Origin of the sequence: Acinetobacter sp. RRD8 (assembly GCF_031844225.1) — a bacterium.
In the GTDB taxonomy this organism is placed as follows: Bacteria; Pseudomonadota; Gammaproteobacteria; order Pseudomonadales; family Moraxellaceae; genus Acinetobacter.
The window spans coordinates 219,598-238,560 of the sequence record NZ_JAUZUU010000004.1 but is presented as its reverse complement, the minus strand read 5'-3'; the positions used below and the strand labels follow the sequence as shown (position 1 = coordinate 238,560).

The window sequence follows — 18,963 nt, the reverse complement described above, 5'->3', positions numbered from 1 at the left end:
ATCCTAAATCTATGTCAATGGATTTAAAGTCACGCAGACTTTAAATCTGTACCTGTAAATCTACTGTAGGGTTATGAAATGGCGTGCCCTGTTTGAGCTTGGCAAACATGTCCGGATCTGTCCATTCAGCTTGCACCTGTTCAGAGAACTCAAGTTGTTCCAGGCTCAGAATCCCCATTTGTTCATTTTGAATATCTTCTAAAAAACTTTGTGCATAGCCGGTGTCGGTTTCATGCACAATCACAGAATAGACTTCGACATCACCTTCGCCATTTTGAGTCACGGTCGATGCCAGCACTTGCTGTGCCAGAAAGAAGAAAATACGTGAAAACTGCTCTGCTGATGGCGATACCGGCAAAGACACCCAGCGCGCGCTGAAATTCTTGCAGGCCTGAATATATTCCGGGTCGTCATTTTGCCAGAAGCAGATAGCATGATCGAAAGAATCAAAAAAATCCTTAATCACACCTTTAAGCAGACCAAAGTCATAGACCATTTGACCATGATCTAGCTTCGAGGCTTTTAGTAATAACTCGACTTTATAACTATGGCCATGGATCGAACGCTTACAGCGATCTGACGTGCAGTTACGCACAATATGAGCATTCTCAAACTTAAATAACTTACGAATTAACATATGCCGTAATGTCGTCAAAAAATAGGTGAATTAATTTTGATTATAAAGCAAAAGTAAGGCTTTGAGGATTAATTTTGCTATTTAGCATGATAGGGAAAAGGCATCAGCCCGGCATTTGCGCTTATACAGCCTGTACAATTCATGAGCTAAAATTAAAATGGCGCCATGCTGCGGTATGCCACATAAACCTGTTTGTCCTGACGAACCAGATCACTGCTGAACTGGCGCTTACGCTCACTTAAAACCACTTCGATTCGGGCTTTAAAATAATTGGATTGCACCCCAAGCAGACTGTTAAACAAATTACGCTTGTCTGCATCGACCTGAGCAAAAGGCTCCAGTGACCACAGGTCAGTCACATTGGAAAAGTGTTCCAAGTTGGCCTGACGCTGATCCAGCAATTGCTGCACCGCATTCACATCCAGCTTTTCATCCATACTGGCCAAAAGAAAAGCTGAAGCGGTATTAATATTGACCGGGCTCTCCTGCACCGGTGCAGTACTCAGATAAGGTGCTATCAGCTTATACTGATTCTCTTCAAAACCGCGTACCAGCTTTAATTCTTCCACACTATGAAACTTTGCATTCGGTGGCAAAGCAGCATTTGGCAAGCCTTGATAATAGTTAGATTCGGCGCCCATGCCCCCACTGACCAGCTCATCTTCATCCTGCCAGTCAATCACTGCTTCACTCAGCTGTGCCGGCAAACCGGCACGTTTTAGAATCAGTTCAAACCATGCCTTGGCATTTTCATTAACTGTGCCTTCGGCAGTAATGAGGCTATTTAAATTAAACTTGCCTGATTCATCCTGCATTATTCCGGAGACATAACCGTCGTCTACCGGAAAAGCTGGCATGGGTTGCGCCCAGGTTTCCTGCAGATGATCGACCTCTGCAGCATTTTCAGCATCATCGACCAGCAATTCAGAAAAAAAGGCCTCGGCACTTTTGGCATACATGAGAGACTGGTTTTGTCGCATCAAATAGGCAGTGCTTTCAGCAGTTGCAGCCTGACGCTGGGCAATCGTAACCGCCAGAATAGTCGCTAGTGCTACCATCACCAGAATGGTAATCAGTGCAATGCCTTTCTGCTGCTTGATCATGATCGCTTTATTCATTTTCATTTCTTATTATTCTGAGCTGGGTTGACCGCTGTTCTGAGTATCAAGCAAAAAGTCCGTATTCAATAAACTGAACATCCATTCATAACTGACGCCATTCACGGTTAAATTGATTTTAATCCCTTTAGGCAAACGCTGTTTATGCTCTAACTGGTTCAGATCAGCAGAAGTATCTGGCCATTGCGTGAGTTCATTCGGATTAAGTACAACGATCTGGAATTGTTCCACTTCCGACAATAAAACACTGGATTCGGGCTGATCTCGACCTGTCTGATTTAGATTCCGGTATTTCAAGCGATAAAGTTTCTGCTCTTCGGCTCGATACTGATATTCAATGCGTTCATCTGGGGAAATCCCTTCTTCCAAAGGGTCAGTTACCCCGGTTTTACTGAAGTTAAAACGTCCGTTCTGCAGCACCAGAGCTGGTTGAATATCACCATTGATGTTGGCCGTTAAGGGTACTGCCTGTATAGTATCTCGCAGAATCTGCTGATAGGTTTGCTGTAACTGACCTAAACGTTGCTCATGAATCACATTCTGATCTTTGGTTTTGACAATATAATCAAAAACTTTCCAACCTAAGGCAGACAGCACCGCAAAGATCGCAATGGCAACCAATAATTCAACCAGGGTAAATCCTTTAGGCTTCATGGGGTATTGTTCATGCGATGATTAAAGAACATCAGACTGCTGATGCCAGATTCAACCTGACCACTGTCCTGATTAACCAGACTAATCTGTAATTCGATTCGCTGGACATTCGGACTGACCGTCGGCTCACTACGCTTGTCAATCTGCCAGGTTTCACCTTGCTGGGTCAGCTGTTTGGAAGCCGTGCCTTCCATCCATTCCTGATTGATTTCCATTTGTGCCACTTCATTTAAGGCAACAAACTGTGCTTTGGTACGTAGAATGGCATTTGAGGTGGATTGGGTATATTGCATCGCGACTTTGGTCAGGGTTATGGCTGCGGTCGCAAAAATTGCCAAGGCGACCATAACTTCCAATAAGGTAAAACCTGAGGCACGATTAAGTCGAGTAACACTCGACCTGAGCGACATTGTCGCGCAAGAAAGTCCGATAGCAGCGCAAGACGAAGTCCTATGCTTGCAGCACACATGATCAAATCCATGAACACTCGCCTTAAACAACTTGATTACACCAGACCCAGCGCTCTGCTTGAAATATCTAGATTTCATTGATTTTACCCAGATGATCAATCTCAATCGCAGCACCCACTTCACGGTCTTCTAAAAAGAACTGAATCCGCACCGGTTTGACTTCACCATTGCCGAGCCAGATTAATTGAGGTGAATTTGCCTGAGTCAGGTCACGATTTTGTGCCCTGGCATAACGCTGCTGTTCCAGTGCCTGAATTTGAAAGGAAATATGATCAGGCAAACTACGCAATTTAAAATCTGCATAATTTTGCCATTTCTCATTTTGCAGGTTCGGTTCAGTCTGCGCTGCCGAACGATATTCTATAATTCCATAGCGAAATGGCGTGACATCTGTCGCTGATTGAACGTCAAGCGCGAGTATTCTGGATTGGTCATTAGCCTCGCGTAGCACCCGTTGCAAGTCCACCAATAAAATTTCCCGTGCCTGCATCGCTTTGCGCTGATCGACACCACTGGTATTCAGCAGCACTAGTGAAGCCATAATTCCCATAATCACAATCACCACCATCAATTCGATTAAGGTAAAGCCACGAACTGCACTGTGAGGTGATCTGATCATAGGACAACCTTAGGCAAACTGCTCGGCTGAATGTACCTGCTTAGGCAAAGCCAGTGCCTGATCGATATAGGCTACACGCAATGTATCGCGCGAACCCAAATAACGCTGATAGAAACTGGAATTAAGAATTGCAGCTGCACCATGGGTCAACGACCAGATCGAAGCCAGATAATCGCGTACTGACATGCGGCTATTAATAGAAGCCAGATAAGTTTCTGTCATACGGATAATCAGGCGTAAACGCTGTTTGCGCACCTGATAAAGTTCGCTAAAAAGGTGCTGGATTCCAACCCCAGTCGTCGACAGGCGTTCTTCAATCTGATGAAACAGCACAGTACGTTCAGGATGATGCAAATGATGCAGCATAAAGAAGGCCAGATGTTCAGGAAAGGCTTTATCGCTATCCTGAATCATTTCCAGCAACATGCGCTCATTTCGGATAATCAGCAGCATGTATAGTTCATCTTTACTCTGGAAATGTTTATAAAGTGTCCCTTTGGCCAGATCAAGCTCGGCGGCAAGCGCATCGAGCGTCATTCCTGCTTCACCATTTTCTAACAGGAGTTGCTCTGCTACTTGAAAAATCAAGGTTTCTCTTGCTCGAAACTGAGCTTGACGATCCATCTTCACCCTATAAACTCTCTTTGTACTTTATATAACTTTATTTACTTTAAATTCAGAAGATTTTCAAAGTTCTGCTTTGTGATAAAAGCCATTTCTTCTAGCGACTTATCATATACATCGCAAAGCGCTTTGGCTACATAAGGAACGTATTTAGGCTCATTAGATTTGCCACGATACGGCATTGGCGCAAGATAAGGACTATCGGTTTCAATCAGCACACGATCCAGCGGAACCTGTTTGGCGACATCACGCAGATCCTGCGCATTTTTAAATGAAACAATTCCGGAAAATGAAACATAATAGCCGCAATCCAGTACTGCTTTAGCGGTTTCCCAGTCCTCGGTAAAACAGTGCAGGATGCCATGCGTAGATTTTTCCGCGCGAATAATATCGACGGTATCATGCTTGGCGGAACGGGTATGAACGACTACAGGTTTTTTGGTGATTTGTGACGCATGGATATGCCGGGCGAAACAGGCTTTTTGCTCTGCAATAAAATCGGTACTGTGATAATAGTCCAGACCTGTTTCACCGAGTGCCCAGACTTTCTCCGGTTGCGCCAGTTCGACCAGATATTCAGTCGTGGCACGCGCCATGGTTGCAGCATCTTCGCAAGGATGTACGCCAACGGTATATCCGACATCTGCATGACACGCGGCAATTTTGGCCAGCTCGATATGATCATCCAGATCGACCGAGATACTCATGAATTTGGAAACACCGGCTTCACGAGCCTGAGCCAATGCCTGATCCAGATCACCATGATATGGTGTCAAATCAAGCAGGGTTAAATGACAATGAGTATCTACAAACACGATGCGTTCCTACCAAGGGTAAATTAACTACATAGTGTAACTTTTACGTCCTTCAGATTTAAGACCTGCAACCAGACGATCTGCTTCATTTTTAAAATAAACGCCTTTTTCACCGCTTAACTGGATGCCAAAGCCTTGTGGCTTGATGCCATTCTGCTTTTGCGAGACCCAGATGACTTTACCGGTTAAAGGAATTTTCTGGGTCTGGTCAGGCAAAGTCGTCAATACAAAAACCTCTTCGCCCAGTTTGACCGGCTGCTTGGAAGGAATAAAAAGCCCACCACCCACAACATAAGGCATATAGCTGGCAAACAGTGTTTCAATGTCAGGAATATTGGCCTGAATAATACCGCCCATACGTGGTTGCATGTGATTTCCCCTTAATTAAAGATTCATCAGCTTGATAAACAATTCATCAATAACCAGATTGCTTTGGACATTCTGTTCAAGGAATTGTTTAGCGCGCTGAAAATCTTCATAAATTTTAAAAAGTGCTTCTAATGAATATTGTTCGGCAAGTACATTGAATTCAAGGTCAATGTTTTTCACCGTCTGATTTAGCTTGACACAAATTAAATCGGACAACAAGTATTCAAACATTTGAGCAAAGTCACCAAAATTCAGGTTTTTATTCCATTTGGTCGCAATTGCCATCGGCATATTTTTTTGCATGACCAGTTTTTGCCAGTCTTGCAGGAATTCCTGACGTAGTGGCAGCCAGGCACTTTGTGCAATCTCTAGTGCCTGTAACGGCATCTGATTGGACAGGTTCATCAATAACTGTTGTTGGCTAGCACCTGCATCTGGGAGCTGATTCTGGACATAATCGCTAAATTGTTCTGCGGAAATCCGGTCCAAAGCAAAATGCTGCAAACGACTGCGTATAGTCGCGGGCAATTTTAAATAATGATTCGCCAGTAAAATAATGACCGTATTATCACCGGGTTCTTCCAGTGTTTTGAGTAAGGCATTGGCAGAGGCAATATTCAAGGCTTCTGCCGGCTCAATCACAATCACGCGCCAGCCATCTACAGTCTGTTGCACAAAAGGCAGCAGATCGCGAATCTTCTCGATCTTGATTTTGGCATTCTGTTTTTTATTGTCGTCATCGGTACTGATATGTACATAGTTGGGATGGGTGTCTGCCTTTAACCATTGACAGCTACTGCATTCACCACATGGCCCGGCAGGCTGACGATTCAGGCATAACACCCAAGCCAGAAACTGTTGGGTAAACGCTTCTTTACCACAGCCTTTTTTTCCATAAAACAATAAACCATGTCCAAGCTTAGGAAAGCGCCCGGTCAGGGTTTCCCAAACCTGTTGCTGCCATGGATAGATATGTGCATTGACATCAAAAGGCATGTATTTGACTCTTCTTAGGCAAAATGGGAAAGATCCATCTGATTCAGGCGATCCAGATCTTCCTGGGTATCCACCCCTGGCGGCAAATTGGCTTCAGCCACCGCAATGGCAATACGGTGTCCATTTTCCAGTACCCGTAACTGTTCTAGAGATTCCAGTTTCTCCAGCACACCCATTTCCCAGGTCACATATTCTTGCAACAGTTTTACCCGATAGGCATATAGGCCTAAATGACGATAGGCCTGATCATGCAGTTTTGGTTCAGTCAGTTTCGCACCATCACGGTCATAAGGAATGGTAGCACGGCTAAAATACAGTGCCTGCTGCTGTTTTGACATGACAACTTTTACAATGCTGTCACGTTTGAATTCATCCAGCTGATGGATCGGCTCACATAGCGTCGACATGGAAGATTCAGGCTGATCTTCCAAGAGTTGAGCAACCTGTTTTACCAGTTGCGCCGGCAGTAAGGGTTCATCCCCCTGTACATTGACAATAATGTCCTCACTGGCCCAGCCTTTGATTCGAGCCACTTCACTCAAGCGGTCTGTGCCTGAAGGGTGATCCGCCGAGGTAATGACAACATCAATGCCTTCAGCACGGCAAACGGCAGCAATACGCTCATCATCAGTTGCCACACACAGATCATCAAAACCTTGCACTTTTTTGGCTTGGTCCACTACCCGCAGAATCATGGGACGACCATGAATTTCCAGCAAAGGTTTACCCGGTAAACGTGAACTGGCGAAACGTGCAGGAATAACAATGTGTTTCATAATGAATGAGCCTTAAGAAATTTGAATACCGTATTGTTGTAACTGTTGCTGCAAGACTGTATAGCAGGCTGGCGATAGGACTGCATCGACTGGCACCACCCAGATATCCTGTTTAAAATCTGGATATTGTTTAAGTAGCGCCATAATTTTTATTGCGTCTTTTTCAGTGGTAATAATCGGATTGTTATCATCGAACTGTAAATCTTCAATGTCATAGTCATGATGGTCTGGAAACTCATGACACTGAAATTGTTCTATGCCTAAATTTTGCAAGGTCTGATAAAACCGCTGTGGAAAGCCAATGCCGACTACCGCATAAAAAGCCGCTTGAGGATCAAAGATTTTATTGTTGTCCTGATTAAGCAAATAAGGCTGTGATGCAGCCAGATGCATATGCAGTTCAGAGCTTGGGTTAGCCGAATGCTCAATTACGGTTCCCGTTTTCAAACGGGTCACTGGTTCACGTAGATAACCTTCTGGAAGCAGTTTCTGATTACCCAGACCGCGATTATTATCCAGCACAATCCACTCAATCTGGCGATTCAAGGCCCAATGCTGCAGGCCATCATCACAGATAATCAGATCCAGTTCATGTTTGTGCAGCAATAACTCGATACTTTTCTGCCGGTTGGGACCAACTGCCATCGGCACGCCTGTTGCCTGTACAATCAAGGCAGGCTCATCTCCGACAATCTCCGGCAAGGTATTAAAGTCGACATAGGCAGGAAATGGACCTTGGCCGCCATAGCCTCGACTGATCACGCCTACCCGAACATTTTTCTCGGTTAAATAATCCACCAGATGAATCAACAAAGGTGTTTTACCGCTACCACCGACTGTGATGTTACCAATTACCATAACGGGAATTGGTGCACTATAACTTTTTTTAATGCCTTTTTGATAAAGCCAGTGATTGCTGACAAAACCCAGGCGATACAACCATGACAAAGGACGCAGCACCACCAGCCACTTTGCCTGTGCATTCCAAGCATCCTGAATGATTTGTGCCAGTGCCATAAGTTACTGTTCCTCAAAGTTACGCTGATGCAACTGATAATAAGCACCATGTAGCGCAATCAGTTCGGCATGACTGCCCTGCTCAACAATACGGCCCTGATCCATGACAACAATACGATCCGCGTTTTCAATCGTCGATAGACGATGTGCAATTACGATGGTGGTACGGTCCTGCATGGCTTTATCAAAGGCACGCTGAATAAAGTATTCCGACTCGTTATCCAGCGCACTGGTCGCTTCATCCAGAATCAGAATAGAGGCATTTTTCAAAATTGCTCGCGCGATGGCGATGCGCTGACGCTGGCCACCAGACAGGTTTAAACCCTGAGCACCCAGCTGAGTATTATAACCTTGCGGTAGTGCCATAATAAAATCATGCGCATAGGCTGCCTTTGCTGCCGCGATAATATCTTCATCGGAAGCACCTTCGAGCTGACCATAAGCAATATTTTCCCGCACGGTACGATTAAACAGTACTACTTGCTGGTTCACCATAGCAATCTGGGTTCGCAAGGCGGTAATTTCAAAATCTTCAATCGGTTTCTGATCCAGCAAGATCTGCCCAGAAGTTGCATCCTGATAACGCACCAGCAGATTCACCAGAGAACTTTTTCCTGCACCAGAACGTCCTACCAGCGCTACTGTTTCACCGGCCTTGACCTGCAAATTAAAGTCATGAATAGCACGATGGCCATCATCATAAATCAAGTTGACATCTTTAAACTCGATATCGCCTTTCAGGCTATCCGTTAAAGTCCCGGTATTTTTTTCTTCAGGCATATCCAGCAATTCAAATACCGAATGAGCCGCAGCCATACCACGTTGAATTTTTTCATTGATATCCGTCAAGGCTTTGATCGGTCTTGCCAGCATACCCGCCGCAGTAATATAAGCGACAAATTCACCCGCAGAGGTATCACCCAGAATTTGCGGACGCAAGGCAATAAACATCACAATACTCAGTGAAATCGACATGATCAGCTGAACCACAGGACTATTCAACTGTTGTACAGCGACCATTTTCAAGCCACGACGCAAGTTTTCCAGCGAGTTCTGTTTAAAGCGTTCCTGCTCATAACTTTGCCCTCCAAAACCCTTGACGATCAGGTTGGCATTCACCGTTTCCTGCACCACATGGTTTACATCACCCATGGTGTCTTGCACTTGCTGCGATAATTTACGCATCCGTCTTGCAGCTTTACTGATAATAAAGCCAATGACGGGTGCAAAAATCAGGATACACATGGTCAGACGCCAGTTGGTATACAACAGGTAGCCTAATAATGCCAGAGTGATCAAACCTTGTTGCAACAAGGTTCTTAAAGCTTCAGTTGAAGCAGCGGTTAGCTGTTCAACGTTATACATGATTTTGGCAGTAATATGCCCGCTGGTATTATCCAGATAATACTGGGACGGTAAACGCAGCAATTTTGCAAAAACTTCCTGACGGATGTTGAATACCAGATTCCGGGAAATTACCGCAGTAAAATATCCACCCATGAACAAACCCAGGCCCCGGAAGAACATGAGTATGACCACTAAAAACGGGAAAAGTGATGTGAAACTCTGGTCTTTATTTTGAATCGCCTCAATAATATATTCTAGTAATTTAGCGACAGAGACTTCCGTAGCGGCATTAATAGAAAAACCCAGCAGGACAAGCAATGCAATGCCCCAAAACGGTTTTAAATAACTTAAAAGGCGAAGATAGACCTTAAAATCGTGCTTCACTAATAACCTCGGGTGGGTACTTTGGTACTGATATTAATATTTACAAAGCCGAGCTGCCCGGCCACATCCATGACACGAATCACGTCCTGATGGCTGGCTTTTGCGTCAGCTGCAATGACAAACATTAAATCACGGCGTTCATTAGAAATCTGTTTAATTGCAGTATTTAAATCCGCGACTTCCTTACTGGCCAAGGATTGACCATTGACTGCGTAATGACCATTGGCATCCACAATCACTTCAACTTTCTGATCATAGCTTTTAGGCGGTACACCTTGCGCATCCGGCAAGGTCAGATTCATTCGGCTCATTTGGCTAAATGTCGTCGACAAAAGTAAAAAGACCAGAATAAACAGCAGACAATCAATCATCGGTGTCAGATTAATATGTACATCTTCCACCTGGTTGCGTTTGAATTTCATCATCCGCCTCCTAGCTGGCTTTTTGCATGTCTTGATCTATGTCTGCATGATTACGATAAAAAAGATCCGCATGAAACAAAGTCGCTTGCTGCTCAAGTTCAGCCACATATTCCTGAACAAGACGCTGAAAATAACGGTGCGCAAACAGTGCAGGAATTGCAATCAACATACCGGCTGCCGTGGTAATTAAAGCCTTGGAAATACCCGGCATCATCAATACCGGATCACTCCCGGTACCTACATCGATCATCAGGAAAGATTCAATAATCCCAAGTACAGTTCCCAATAAACCGAGTAAAGGCGCAACTGCACTCAAAGTTCCCAGAAAATTAATGTTTTTTTCCAGATAACCAATTTCCTGTGATGCCACCACTTCCATCTGTGCGCGAGCATACTGCTCACCTTGCTGCTTGCTGGCATAGCCTGCAGTAAATACCCGGCCCAAAGTGCTTTGCTTTAAGGCCGCACTTTGATTCATTTTTTGCATGACTTGTGCTGTATTTTGCGAAGGCCCCATCAACAGTGTCAACGGAAGTACTGCATTCTTTTTCAGGCGAATCAGACGCTCGATCGAAATCGCCAGCATAAAGATAGAACACAAGACCAGGGGCAGCATAAGCCAGCCACCTGCTTTAACCAATTCCCACATCTAATTTATTCCCCAATAAAAAAAATATATAAATTATTCATCTTCTAAAATAGAAAGAATGCCATCCAGCTCTTCTAAAGAGTGATAGCTAATAACCAGTTTCCCTTTACCTTGCTTGTTATAGTCAATTTTAACATCTGCACTGAAACGCTCTGAAAGGCGCTGAGTCAATTGCTGAATATCCGGTGCTACAGCTTCTTTTACTTTTTCTTGTTTAGGTGTATTGAAATCACGGACTAACTGCTCGGTTTGACGAACAGACAGACTTTTTTCAATTACGATATCTGCAACTTTGAGCTGATCTTTAGCTTTTAAGGTTAAGATCGCACGTGCATGCCCCATATCCAGCAAACCTTGTTGCATAAAGTCTTTCACTTCTTCAGCCAAGCTGAGCAAACGAAGCAGGTTACTCACTGTCGTACGCGCTTTACCCACGGTATCTGCAATTTCCTGATGGCTTAAGCCAAATTCTTCATGGAAACGTTGCAGAGCCATCGCCTGATCAATCGGATTCAGATCCTGACGCTGGATGTTTTCAATCAAGGCCAGTGCAATCGCAACCTGATCATTCAGATCACGTACAATCGCAGGAACCTCGGTCAAACCCGCCAGCTGTGCAGCACGCCATCGACGTTCACCCGCAATAATCTCGTATGGATAGCGTTCATCGTCAACCGGACGGATCACGATGGGCTGCATGATGCCATGCTTTTCAATCGATGCCGCCAGTTCCTGCAAATCCTGCTCGTTAATATAACGGCGTGGCTGATATTCACCACGCTTGAGCAAATTCACATCAATCTGTTTCAACTGACCATGATCAAGACCTTGGGCTTCGAGTTGTAATTTTTCTTTTTGAATTGAGCCTAGCAAGGCATCCAAGCCACGACCTTTGGCGAGTCCACGTTTCTTGACGGTCATGCTTTACTTCCTTTTTTCACTTTGCTTTTCTTTAATACTTCAGCTGCCAGATTTAAGTAAGCAACTGCACCCTTTGAGCTTTTTTCAAAATAAATCACCGGCAAACCGTGTGCTGGTGCTTCAGCCAGACGGATATTCCGTGGAATCACGGTTTCATACAGTTTTTTACCAAAATATTGTTCTAATTCTTCAGAGACATCACGAGTCAAGGCATTGCGTGCATCGTACATGGTGCGTAATACACCAACAATTTGCAGGTCCGGATTCAAGGCTTGCTGAATCCGATCGATGGTTTGGGTTAAATCCGCCAGACCTTCCAGTGCATAATATTCACACTGCATTGGAATCAGCACACCATCCACGGCTGCCAAAGCATTGACAGTAATCAGGCTAAGACTCGGTGCACAATCGACAATAATATAGTCGAATGAAGCTTCAATTTCCTGCAATGCATCCCGCAAAATGAACTCGCGCCCTTCCTGCTCTGCAATCGCCAACTCAACCCCAGCCAGATCACGGTTTGCCCCAAGAACCTTGTAGCCGACTTCCGCCTTAGAGATCGCCGTTTCAATCGGTACTTCACCCAGCAGTACATCGGTAACCGAATACAGCAGGTCATTCTTCTGAATGCCAGACCCCATGGTCGCATTGCCTTGCGAATCCATATCGACCAGCAAAACACGTTTTTTTAACACAGCTAAAGATGCCGCCAAATTTACTGCGGTTGTGGTTTTACCGACACCACCTTTTTGGTTTGCAATCGCAATAATTTGTGCCATGTTGCCCCCAATCCCTTTAAAAATCTTAAATACGTTTTAATAGAAGTAAATGACGCTGTTCGTCTAAGCGCGGAACTTTAAGTTCAATAATCTCACAACTAAATTCATTTTTTAAAGTAGCAACTTCATCTTCAGGAATTAAGCCTTTCATTGAGGCAATAATCGTTTGCTCATGCATATATGGCTTAGAAGCATCAACAAAGTCTGTTAATGATGCAAAGGCACGACTAGTAATCACATCAAATTGACCCAGCTCATTGATGCTGTCTTCATTTTCTACACGCGTTTGCACGGCAATGACATTTTTAAGTTTCAAGTCAGCAATAAACTGCTTGAGGAAACGAATTTTTTTACCGTTTGAGTCCAGCAATACACATTCACGCTCAGGCTGACATAAAGCAATGATCATGCCCGGCATACCACCACCTGTGCCGATATCCAGCAATCTGCCCGCAGGCAAGTCCTTTAAAATACTTAAACTGTCGAGTAGATGCTTGACCAGCATTTCTTTAGGATCACGGATTGCAGTCAAATTGTATGCTTTGTTCCACAGCACCAAAGCATCCTGATACTTGAGTAATAAATTTAAAGCTTCATCAGATAGCTCTAAACCCAAAGCCTGGCTACCCTGCTTTAGTTCTTGAAAAAACATGTGCATAAACAATCTACGCTCGAAAAAGTTAGGTGGAAGTATACCGTTTTCTCTATATTGGCACAGTAGGCAGTGCTTAGCGAATATTCACTTAAGCAAACTTCCCTTCATGGATCGCTGTATCCAGTGCCGTTAAACGCTCCGGGGTCCCCACATCTACCCAAATGCCTGCCAGTTTAGAAGCGCGAACCTGCTGATTCTGCATTGCCGCTTTTAGCAATGGGGCTAAAGGACGCTTGCCAGTGTCTAAGCCTTGGAACATCTTCGGATCAAGTACAGATATACCGCTAAACGTCAGGTTTTCACCTTCGATTTGCTGATCAAAAGTATAAGCTCTCCCTTCTGCAAGCGTGAAATCACCCTCTGGATGTTGTTCAGGGTTCTGCACAAGTACGAGATGCGCCAAATTATCCTTTAGATCAATATCCAGTAAAGGTGCAAAATCCATCGTGGTCCAGACATCACCATTTAACAGAATAAAAGGTTCATCACCGAGTAGCGGCAAAGCATTGATAATCCCCCCAGCGGTTTCCAGACCTTCACCCTCATGTGACCATAAAATCTTGATACCGAACTGCGAACCATCACCCAAAGCTTGAGCCAGTTTTTCGCCGAGCCATGCGGTATTGATGACAATTTCAGTGACACCGATCGCCGCCAGTTTTTCTATATGCCAGACAATTAAGGGCTTGCCCCCAACTTCCAGCAAAGGCTTTGGCGTATGCAGCGTTAGCGGCCGCATACGATTACCGAGTCCTGCGGCCAAAATCATCGCTTTCATTCAGGCAGCCACCTCATATGAGCCATATTTAGCTTCAAATGCAGGCATCACTCTGTCACGCATAAACTGCATGAATGGCTCTAGTTCTGCATAAGCCTTAGATTCTTCAAGCAGATACCACATCACACGTGGTAAGTCCTTGAGATAACCTGACTTGCCATCACGTTCAAACAGACGCACAAAAATACCTAAAATCTTGATATGACGCTGAATCGCCATCATGTCGGCGTCTTTTTTAAACTGTTCAAAGTCACGCTCTTCTTTAGCAGATGCTGGCAACAAGTCATAAAAGTTTTTGAACCAGCGATACACACGATCGGCATTCCACTGTACATAGGCATCACGGGTAATCGAGATCAAGTCATAAGTATCCGCACCAATCACAGCATCCTGAAAATCAATCACACCGAGTTCGGTTTCATTGTCGATTTTCATCAAGTTACGACTATGGAAATCCCGATGCACGATCACCTGTGGCTGTGCCAATGCGGCATTCGCCAAAATCGCAAAAGTGCGTTTGATCAAGGCGCTTTCTGATTCAGTCAGTTGAACCTTTAACGCTGGTAACATCCAGTCAGTCAGCAATTCCATTTCCGAGATCAGTTTTTCATAAGAATATGCCGGGAAATGCCCTTCTCCAGCAATCGATTGTAGTTGAATGAGCTGCTTAAAGCTTTGCTCATAATAGGCATCTACAGTCTCGTCATTCAGCAGATTCGACAGCAGCACATCACCAAAGTCTTCGAGCAGTAAAAAGCCATTTTCCAGGTCTTTTGCCACGATATGCGGAACGCGCACGCCATGTGCATCAAAAAACTCATCTATCGTCACAAAAGGCACACAATCTTCTTTTTCTGGTGGTGCATCCATCAGCATAAATGTTTTATTATTCAGTTTGATTCGTGCATAACGACGGAAGCTGGCATCACCTGCTAAAAAATGAGTTTCAAATTGATCTGAACCGAGTACAGAGGCAATCCAAGATTGTATCAATTGTTCGCGTTGTGTATTCATTTGCAATTAATTCTAATACAGGCTGAGTTTTTAAAGTGCTAAGTGTAGCTACTTATCAACTTTTTCTCTATGATGCGACAATAATTAATTGCGATAAAAGCATGATTGGTTAATGAGACAAATGAAGCATCACTTTAAAATAAATCCTCTAGCGACTGCGATCTTAACCCTTTTATGTGGCAGCTCAGCCTCCGGCTATGCTGCATCAAATGTCTCGTCCGATGTAAATGCAGAACAACTCAAACAGCGCATAAATGAGACCTATCCAGGTGAAGCATTCTTTTCGCAATACTATGTCGACAAATCCTCAGCTGAAGCACAGCAGCGGCAGGAAAAATACTTAAGTTCGGCTTATTGTGAAGGCACCTGGGTGACCCCGATTGCCCCAGATGCAGCAACCGTTGCGCCAGATCAGGCTACATCCACCATTACTGCAGATTATGGACACTACAATCCAGCAGGTGACTCTTATTTAGAAGGCAATGTCATCATTGACCAGCAAGGTCGCCAGATTCGTGCTGAACGCGTAACGATTGATCAAACCCAGACCTATGCCAAAGCAGAAGGTCGGGTACAACTTGCTCAGGGTGGCCTGCTCTCACAAAGTGATGATATTAATTATAATTTAAAGACCCAAGAAGGCGACCTAAATAACAGCTTCTATATTGCCGAGCAGCAACATGCGCATGGTCGGGCAGAAAAGATCGCCAGAACCTCGACCGAGACGGTAGAACTGGAAAATGCGACCTATACCACCTGTCCACCTGAGCAAAAACCGACTTGGAAAATCCAGGCAGAAAAGATCAAGCTGAATCAGGAAACCGGACGGGGTGAAACCCGGAATACCAAGTTGTATGTTAAAGATGTTCCGGTTTTAGCGGTTCCCTATTTCAACTTCCCGATTGATGACCGCCGCACTACCGGTATTCTGACGCCGACATTTGGCTTTACCAATGATGGTGGTCTGGAACTGGGTGTTCCGGTTTACCTGAATTTAGCACCACAATATGATGCGACAATTACGCCGCGTTATATTGGCGATCGTGGGGTAATGCTGGATGGCGAGTTCCGTTATCTGACTGAGAATTATGGTGAAGGCCGTATTTGGGGAGGTTATTTACCTTCCGATGAAAGCTATAGCGACGAAGACCGTAAAAGCCTGCATTTCTTACATAACTGGCAGATCAATAATCAGCTTTCCACCAACCTTGAATATAACTACGCTTCAGACAAAGATTACTTTGCCGATCTGGACAATAACCCGAACTCTAAAACTGACCTGAACTTACGCCGTGCCTGGGAAGTCAATTATAAAAATGGTATTCCTGGCTTAAAGGCACAATTCAAAGTCGAAGACTTCCAAACCCTAGATCCAACTGTACTGGATGAAGACCGTCCTTATGCACGTTTGCCACAGCTTTTAGTCAATTACAAAACTGGCAATCCATTGGGATTACAACTTGAGTTTAATAACGACACAGCATATTTCCAGAAGGATCTGAGAAATTTCGCTGATACTGACCCAACGGGTGAGAAGGTATATCAACCGAGTGGTACACGGATCTATAATGACTTTTCCGTGCGTTATAATCATTTTACCCCGTGGTCATTCTTCATTCCTCAGGCAACTGTACGCAACATCAATACTTTCTATGATGAAAAAACCCAAAGCCGTAGCGCGTCTAGTGAAAATAATTCAATTGTGGTGCCACAATTCACGCTGGACACCGGCTTAATTTTTGAAAAAGAAGGTACGTATCTACAGACCTTAACGCCTCGTCTGTTCTATGCGTATTCACCTTATGAGAACCAGCAGAATCAGCCAAACTTTGATTCAGTCGTCGCTTCGATTAATTATGATCAACTTTTCAGTGCGCGTCGCTTTTATGGTAATGACCGCCTGGAAGACAATAACTTTGCCTCCTTAGGTCTGAGCTATAGCCTATTTAATGAAGAAGGTCTGGAGCGCCTGCGTGCCAGCGTTGGACAGAGCTTTTTCTTTGAAGATCGCCGTGTAACGTTGGAAAATGATGCAGATGAATTCGACCGTGAAAGTCATACTGGCCCTGTAATTCAACTGACCAGCCAGCTGTCAAATAATGTTCACGTTAATCTGAACTCAAGCTGGATGTCGAATGGATCGAATGCCCAACGAGATTTGCAGGTTTATTATACCGGTGAGCAAGGCAATCTTTATAACCTAGGCTATTTCTATCGCAAAGATATTCCGAACCGTCAAAAGAGCTATGATCATGTGGTGGGTTCATTTATCCAGCCGATTGCCAACAACTGGCGTCTGGTTGGACATGCCCAGTTTGACCTCGACAATAGTGTCGCACGGGAATATTTACTTGGCGTGAACTATGAGTCATGCTGTTGGGGAGTTTCTGTTTACGGTCGCTCATATTACAATGACTTAGACGACGTTAATGATTCAAGCGTCAAAGCCAAACGCGCTATTATGGCCGAAGTCAGCCTGAAAGGCTTAGGTGGGTTAAGCAGCAAACTCACCTCATTACTAGAAAATCGTATTCTAGGTTTTAACAATATCAATCAAACTTGGACAGAACGTTAATGAAGACAAAACAGTTAAAACAAATTTTTAAAGCAACCGCACTTGCGCTATGCCTTTCTTCAGCGATGACGACTTTTGCTGTTGCCCAACCTAAAGATGAAGTTGTAGCTGTAGTCGACAATAGTATCATTCTACGTAGTGACCTGGCTCAAGGTGTAGCCGAAATCTCACATCAGCTGCAAAAACAGAAAAAGGCAGTTCCATCACAACAATATCTTGAGCAACAAGCTTTAGAGCAACTGATTATTCGTCAGGCACAGCTTGAACAAGTTAAACGTTATAATATTCGTCCAGATGAAAAAGCTTTAAATGAAGCCGTCCTGAAAGTTGCCCGTGATTCTGGTTCACCGAGTCTGGAAGCATTCCAGCAGAAACTGGATGCCATGGCGCCCAATACCTATGCTTCTTTACGTAACCGTATCGCTGAAGATTTAGCACTGAATCGTTTACGTCAACAAATCGTGACTTCACGTATTCAAATTACAGATCAAGATGTTAAAAACTTCCTAAATACCCCGCAAGGTCAAGCTTTGCTTGGCAGTCAGGTCCATGTACTGCATTTACGGGTAAGCGGTGAAAATGCTGAACAAATTGCAACAAAGGTAAAGCAAGAATTAAATAGCAGCAATGACATTCAGGCGATCAGCAAAAAGTACAGCACTGGCGGCGTTAAAGTCGAAGCTGCTGATATGGGTGTGAGAAACCTGTCAGAAATTCCAGCAGAACTGGCTGCACGCGTGACCACCCTGCAACCAGGTCAAACTTCTGAACTGATTCCTGTCGCTGATGGTGTACATGTTCTGAAGCTCTTGGAACGTAAAGGTGGCGAACAGAAAGCCCTTGTTCCTCAATATTTAACACGACACATTCTGATTCAACCGTCTGAAGTGGTCAGTCCTGAAAATGCCAAACAAATGATTGATAGTCTGTATAACCGCCTCAAACAAGGTGAAGATTTTACTGTTTTAGCTTCAACGTTCTCCAATGATACTGGCTCGGCTCGTGATGGCGGAAGTCTTGGCTGGGTTAGCCCAGGGGTAATGGTACCTGAATTTGAACAGCAGATGAAAAGCACCCCAGTAGGTCAGTTCAGTAAACCATTTCAATCCCAGTTTGGCTGGCATATTCTGCAAGTGAGTGAAACACGCCAACAAGATATGACACAGGAATATCAGGAACGTATGGCTCGCCAATTGCTTGGTGAACGTCAATTTGATGCCGAATTAGATAGCTGGTTACGTGAAACGCGCAATAATGCTTATGTAGAAATCAAAGATCCTCAACTGGATCCTAAACGTAACCGTTAAGCCTTACCATAATCCTAAAAAGCCAACGACATCTCGT

Annotated in this window: 21 protein-coding genes; 2 read left to right on the top strand and 19 right to left on the bottom strand. The window is 44.3% G+C overall.

The window, feature by feature from the left end; all coding sequences use genetic code 11:
* Positions 1 to 40 precede the first annotated feature (40 nt).
* The 19 genes from Q9R24_RS06745 to Q9R24_RS06655 all read right to left on the bottom strand — a co-directional run bounded on the left by Q9R24_RS06745 (position 41) and on the right by Q9R24_RS06655 (position 15,044).
* A complete protein-coding gene (locus tag Q9R24_RS06745) occupies positions 41 to 637 on the bottom strand; it encodes a 6-carboxytetrahydropterin synthase (protein ID WP_004278864.1) in 597 nt (198 codons plus the stop codon).
* A 152-nt stretch (positions 638 to 789) separates the two neighbouring features.
* Positions 790 to 1,761, bottom strand: coding sequence for a type II secretion system minor pseudopilin GspK (gene gspK, locus Q9R24_RS06740; RefSeq protein WP_311203880.1), 972 nt, complete (start codon positions 1,759 to 1,761; stop codon positions 790 to 792).
* Between the two features lie 6 nt (positions 1,762 to 1,767).
* On the bottom strand, positions 1,768 to 2,409 hold the full coding sequence (gspJ, locus tag Q9R24_RS06735) for a type II secretion system minor pseudopilin GspJ (RefSeq protein ID WP_311203881.1): 642 nt from the start codon (positions 2,407 to 2,409) through the stop codon (positions 1,768 to 1,770).
* Positions 2,406 to 2,957, bottom strand: a complete 552-nt coding sequence (gene gspI / locus Q9R24_RS06730; protein ID WP_404976566.1) for a type II secretion system minor pseudopilin GspI — start codon at positions 2,955 to 2,957, stop codon at positions 2,406 to 2,408. The genes gspJ and gspI overlap by 4 nt, the downstream gene beginning before the upstream one ends.
* Entirely contained in the window at positions 2,947 to 3,498 is a 552-nt protein-coding gene (locus Q9R24_RS06725; RefSeq protein WP_005106567.1) for a type II secretion system protein, read from the bottom strand. The genes gspI and Q9R24_RS06725 overlap by 11 nt, the downstream gene beginning before the upstream one ends.
* 9 nt (positions 3,499 to 3,507) lie before the next feature.
* Entirely contained in the window at positions 3,508 to 4,122 is a 615-nt protein-coding gene (locus Q9R24_RS06720) for a TetR/AcrR family transcriptional regulator (RefSeq protein ID WP_005252237.1), read from the bottom strand.
* Positions 4,123 to 4,163: 41 nt separating this feature from the next.
* On the bottom strand, positions 4,164 to 4,937 hold the full coding sequence (locus tag Q9R24_RS06715) for a TatD family hydrolase (protein WP_005252239.1): 774 nt from the start codon (positions 4,935 to 4,937) through the stop codon (positions 4,164 to 4,166).
* 27 nt (positions 4,938 to 4,964) lie between these two features.
* Entirely contained in the window at positions 4,965 to 5,306 is a 342-nt protein-coding gene (locus Q9R24_RS06710; RefSeq protein ID WP_004278877.1) for a PilZ domain-containing protein, read from the bottom strand.
* Between the two features lie 15 nt (positions 5,307 to 5,321).
* The gene (locus Q9R24_RS06705) at positions 5,322 to 6,302 is read right to left on the bottom strand and encodes a DNA polymerase III subunit delta' (protein WP_085064301.1); all 981 of its coding nucleotides are present in this window, start codon (positions 6,300 to 6,302) and stop codon (positions 5,322 to 5,324) included.
* A gap of 14 nt (positions 6,303 to 6,316) precedes the next feature.
* Entirely contained in the window at positions 6,317 to 7,078 is a 762-nt protein-coding gene (kdsB, locus tag Q9R24_RS06700) for a 3-deoxy-manno-octulosonate cytidylyltransferase (RefSeq protein ID WP_311203882.1), read from the bottom strand.
* Positions 7,079 to 7,090: 12 nt separating this feature from the next.
* Positions 7,091 to 8,095: a tetraacyldisaccharide 4'-kinase gene (gene lpxK / locus Q9R24_RS06695; protein WP_004645471.1), complete on the bottom strand. Its 1,005-nt coding sequence runs from the start codon at positions 8,093 to 8,095 to the stop codon at positions 7,091 to 7,093.
* A gap of 3 nt (positions 8,096 to 8,098) precedes the next feature.
* Positions 8,099 to 9,826, bottom strand: coding sequence for a lipid A export permease/ATP-binding protein MsbA (msbA, locus tag Q9R24_RS06690; protein WP_114541075.1), 1,728 nt, complete (start codon positions 9,824 to 9,826; stop codon positions 8,099 to 8,101).
* Positions 9,826 to 10,248 carry a biopolymer transporter ExbD gene (locus tag Q9R24_RS06685; RefSeq protein ID WP_004278885.1) on the bottom strand — a complete coding sequence of 141 codons (423 nt, stop codon included), beginning with the start codon at positions 10,246 to 10,248 and terminating at the stop codon, positions 9,826 to 9,828. Before Q9R24_RS06685 ends, msbA begins: the two co-directional genes overlap by 1 nt.
* A 10-nt stretch (positions 10,249 to 10,258) precedes the next feature.
* On the bottom strand, positions 10,259 to 10,897 hold the full coding sequence (locus tag Q9R24_RS06680) for a MotA/TolQ/ExbB proton channel family protein (RefSeq protein WP_004645474.1): 639 nt from the start codon (positions 10,895 to 10,897) through the stop codon (positions 10,259 to 10,261).
* A gap of 33 nt (positions 10,898 to 10,930) precedes the next feature.
* Positions 10,931 to 11,818 carry a ParB/RepB/Spo0J family partition protein gene (locus Q9R24_RS06675; RefSeq protein ID WP_004731487.1) on the bottom strand — a complete coding sequence of 296 codons (888 nt, stop codon included), beginning with the start codon at positions 11,816 to 11,818 and terminating at the stop codon, positions 10,931 to 10,933.
* On the bottom strand, positions 11,815 to 12,597 hold the full coding sequence (locus Q9R24_RS06670; RefSeq protein WP_005106558.1) for a ParA family protein: 783 nt from the start codon (positions 12,595 to 12,597) through the stop codon (positions 11,815 to 11,817). Before Q9R24_RS06670 ends, Q9R24_RS06675 begins: the two co-directional genes overlap by 4 nt.
* 25 nt (positions 12,598 to 12,622) lie before the next feature.
* Complete coding sequence (gene rsmG / locus Q9R24_RS06665; protein ID WP_004645477.1) at positions 12,623 to 13,255, bottom strand: 16S rRNA (guanine(527)-N(7))-methyltransferase RsmG; 633 nt, start codon at positions 13,253 to 13,255, stop codon at positions 12,623 to 12,625.
* An 85-nt stretch (positions 13,256 to 13,340) separates the two neighbouring features.
* Positions 13,341 to 14,030 carry an N-acetylmuramate alpha-1-phosphate uridylyltransferase MurU gene (gene murU / locus Q9R24_RS06660; protein ID WP_129716634.1) on the bottom strand — a complete coding sequence of 230 codons (690 nt, stop codon included), beginning with the start codon at positions 14,028 to 14,030 and terminating at the stop codon, positions 13,341 to 13,343.
* Positions 14,031 to 15,044 carry an aminoglycoside phosphotransferase family protein gene (locus tag Q9R24_RS06655; RefSeq protein WP_004731490.1) on the bottom strand — a complete coding sequence of 338 codons (1,014 nt, stop codon included), beginning with the start codon at positions 15,042 to 15,044 and terminating at the stop codon, positions 14,031 to 14,033.
* 121 nt (positions 15,045 to 15,165) lie between these two features.
* Here Q9R24_RS06655 and Q9R24_RS06650 point away from each other — a divergent pair, with 121 nt between their 5' ends.
* Together Q9R24_RS06650 and Q9R24_RS06645 are read left to right on the top strand one after the other, a co-directional pair.
* Positions 15,166 to 17,619: an LPS-assembly protein LptD gene (locus Q9R24_RS06650; RefSeq protein ID WP_004278895.1), complete on the top strand. Its 2,454-nt coding sequence runs from the start codon at positions 15,166 to 15,168 to the stop codon at positions 17,617 to 17,619.
* On the top strand, positions 17,619 to 18,926 hold the full coding sequence (locus tag Q9R24_RS06645; RefSeq protein ID WP_311203883.1) for a peptidylprolyl isomerase: 1,308 nt from the start codon (positions 17,619 to 17,621) through the stop codon (positions 18,924 to 18,926). Before Q9R24_RS06650 ends, Q9R24_RS06645 begins: the two co-directional genes overlap by 1 nt.
* Positions 18,927 to 18,963: the final 37 nt, after the last annotated feature.